Source organism: Sulfuricurvum sp. RIFOXYD12_FULL_44_77, from assembly GCF_001830725.1.
Taxonomy (GTDB): Bacteria; Campylobacterota; Campylobacteria; order Campylobacterales; family Sulfurimonadaceae; genus Sulfuricurvum; species Sulfuricurvum kujiense_A.
The window spans coordinates 1-3,462 of record NZ_MIBU01000067.1 but is presented as its reverse complement, the minus strand read 5'-3'; the positions used below and the strand labels follow the sequence as shown (position 1 = coordinate 3,462).

Here is a 3,462-nt window from a genome sequence, read left to right as displayed (position 1 = left end):
CTGATCCACCCCACCTCGAATTTTCACGAATGTGGTAACGTCTTTGGTCGTCGAGATCCCCAAAACCGACCCTTCCAAATCGTGAATATAAGTTTTAAACGGCAAGGGCAAAGACATATCACTAAACGTAGCGCTGCTTCCGCGAAGAAGAAGCTTCACAATGTCCATCCCAAACGGATTCCCCGCCGGTTTCGCCGCATTAGAGGAAGAACCACTTTTTTTACTCAACGTTGAGTAGTTCAATACCTTTTTCGCATCGATATGAAGATTCGTATAGAACCCGTCAATGGCGAGTTGATTAACTTTGAGCCGATTGTCAGGGTAGGCGTAGACAAACGGTGTTACCCCGATTTTCGTCCATCCGAGCAATACCGAATTATCACGGCTATCATTGACCACCCAATCCTCCAACGCCACTTTTCCTCGGAGTTCGGTTTTACTTGGTCTATACTCATAATCGGTCGAAAGGGATAGATTTCCGCGACGAAGCGACGCATAGCTACTCGGCTCGATATAAGGATCTACCAACGATATATCCAACCCTCTAAGCTCGATATTTCCTCTACTGCTGAGCGGTGCACGGATAAGCTCACTGTTGAGAACGATACTGCCGCTTTGATTGAAACGCGAAGAGAGGGTAATATCGTTTTTAACCGATGGATCGCTCTGGAATCCTTTTAGACTCAGATTCAATTGATCGAGAGTCATCGTTACTTTTTTAGAGGGTACCTCATCGATAAATCCGATGGCACTGTTGCTTAACGCGATCTCATCAATGCCGTAGCTCCATGGCGTTGCCGTCTCGTTGGTCTCCTCTTTCGGAAATGCTTTTTGAATCTCCTCTACATACTGCATCCAATCGATTTTACCCTCGCTGGAACGCTGTGCAGAGAGATTCATCCCATCGAGTTTAAGGGTTCCTGCTTTAAAAACTTTCTTCATCGGCGCTACCGTTCCATCGCTCAAACGAAGTGAGGCGAGACTCAGGAGATTTCGATCTTCCCCTTTAGGAATAATACGGAGTTTATCGATCTCAAAATGGAGTTTTGAGAGTTGCGTCGCATTGACATCATTGCTGTCGAATCGATACTCAAACCCGAACCCCGCAGAGCCGTCCGCCACTTCAATCGGCATTTTGTCTTTAAAATAACGCCAAGGGGTATAAAGTTTTCCCGAATCAAAGGAAACACTCCCACCGACAACAAGAGGGGAAAGGGCATCGATTTTTCCGCTAAGATCGATAAAACCGCCATTGTTAATTGTTGCATAAAGACGCATTTTCCCCTCGCTGCTCGAGAGATCACGCAAATCTATGTTATCGAGATTAAATCCGACAGGACCCAAATCCAGCCTATAGGATTTGCCATCGGCATAGTCGCTGTAGTGCATCGTTCCATTTTTTAGTGCAAAATGGCTAATAATAAGTTTTAAAGGCTCGGAGGGTTTCTCTTCTTTGGTGTCTCCTCCAAGTTCAGTGAGCCATTTAAAGTTAAAATCCCCCTTCTCATCCCGTTTCAAAGTGAGTTTCGGCTCGCTCAGCGTTACATCGCGAATTACCAATCCCCCCCTCCACGCATAGGCAGTCGGATCAACATTGATCGAAAGTTTTTGGAGAAAAAACAACTCACTGTTCTGCGGTGTCTTGAAAGAGACTTTTTTTAGGGTTAGGTGAAAAGTAAACGGGTTAAATGCGGCCTTTTCTACCGAAAACTGCCCCCCCTTCGTAGCCTCACTCACCTGTGCTGGAACTATATTCTTTAAAAAATATGGGACTCCGAAAAAGCCGGCGATGGCGTACGTCGTTACGACTGCCGCTAATGATTTGATAACGAGCCCTCTGTTCATAATTACACCCCCATCAAAAACTCTTTTCATTTTATCATACTTAAATCTATATTTCGACATAATCAGATACTTTATCTGCACACTAGGGATAGCCGAAATGAAGCGCAAACAAATTTACAATCCTACCTCCACTGAACATGTAAACGACCGCCAGATTTTCGGCGGAAATCCTACCGGTATTTTCGAACTTAATAACATTAAGTACCAATGGGCCTATAACCTCTGGGAGATGATGCTCAACAACACATGGTTCCCCAAAGAGGTCGATATGACCCGCGATGCGGTCGACTACAAATACCTCACCGAGATGGAAAAGACAGCGTATGACAAAGCCCTCTCCCAGCTTATTTTTATGGACTCGCTCCAAACCAATAACCTAATGGATAACGTCAACCCTTACGTTACCGCTCCCGAAGTCAACCTCATTTTGGTACGTCAAAGTTTCGAAGAGGCGCTCCACTCTCAAAGCTACGCCGTTATGGTTGACTCGATCAGTCAAAACTCCGAAGAGATTTACGATCTTTGGCGTCGTGACATGATGCTTAAAACCAAAAACGACTCGATTGCCGCTCGTTATAACGATCTCGCCAACGACCCTAGCGAAAGTGCCTTTGTCAAAGCGTGTTTTGCCAACCAAATTTTGGAGGGGATCTACTTTTACAGCGGATTTACCTACATCTACACCCTCGCCCGCTCGGGAAAAATGTTAGGGAGCGCTCAGATGATCCGCTTTATTCAGCGTGATGAAGTGACCCACCTCGTGTTGTTCCAAAACATCATCAACACCCTCCGCCGCGAAAGAGCGGATCTCTTTACCGAAGAGCTGCTCGAAGAGGTGTACGATATGTTCCGCAAAGCGGTCGAACTCGAAGTGGCATGGGGTCAATACATCACCCAAGGGCAGATTTTGGGACTTACGAATGACATCGTGGAACAATACATCCAACATCTAGCCGACAACCGTCTCACAGCTGTAGGAATGAAACCTCTTTACAATGTCGCTAACCCGATCAAATGGGTCGATGATTTCTCTAAATTCAATGACCAAAAAACCAACTTCTTCGAGGGTACCGTCACCAACTATTCCAAAGGAAGCCTCAGTTTTGACGACTTCTAAAACCCGTCCCATCGTCTCGTTGTGCATTGTGACCGATTCCGATTTTTCTAAAAATCTTGATCGTCTCCTTGCCCTGATCGACACAGCCCCCGAAGATGCCATTATCGTCTCTCCTGAAGTGTGTTTGAGCGGTTTTGCGTATGAGCGCTTTGAAGAAGCGGCGGCATTTACCGCTACGGCGCTTGAATCACTCGCCCGTCGCGTCGGCAATCGTCTCTTGATCTTCACAGCCATCACCAAAGAGGATAATCTCTTTTATAACATCGCCTACGCACTGCACGAGAATAAAATCCTCTACCGCCAACCCAAAGCGAAACTTTTTACCCTCGGAAACGAACATGAGTATTTTCATGCGGGGGAAGAGAAACAGATCGCCCCTTTTCTCTTTGAGGGGATCAAAATCGGAATTTTAATCTGCTTTGAACTGCGATTTAAAGCGCTTTGGCAACAGTTGGAGGGGTGTGATATCATTGCCGTTCCGGCACAGTGGGGGAAACTGC

Annotated in this window: 3 protein-coding genes; 2 read left to right on the top strand and 1 reads right to left on the bottom strand. The window is 46.1% G+C overall.

Annotation, left to right across the window (positions count from 1 at the left end):
* Positions 1-1,845 (bottom strand): DUF748 domain-containing protein (locus tag A2517_RS03205; RefSeq protein WP_294894065.1); only part of this gene is annotated, 1,845 nt, incomplete at its 3' end.
* A 97-nt stretch (positions 1,846-1,942) separates the two neighbouring features.
* Here A2517_RS03205 and A2517_RS03200 point away from each other — a divergent pair.
* Positions 1,943-2,962: a ribonucleotide-diphosphate reductase subunit beta gene (locus A2517_RS03200; RefSeq protein WP_294894063.1), complete on the top strand. Its 1,020-nt coding sequence runs from the start codon at positions 1,943-1,945 to the stop codon at positions 2,960-2,962.
* Positions 2,949-3,462 (top strand): carbon-nitrogen hydrolase family protein (locus tag A2517_RS03195; protein WP_294894061.1); only part of this gene is annotated, 514 nt, incomplete at its 3' end. The genes A2517_RS03200 and A2517_RS03195, both read left to right, overlap by 14 nt.

Coding starts and splice junctions, on each gene's coding strand:
- A2517_RS03200 (WP_294894063.1), top strand. CDS start 1,943: ATGAAGCGCAAACAAATTTACAATCCTACCTCCACTGAACATGTAAAC.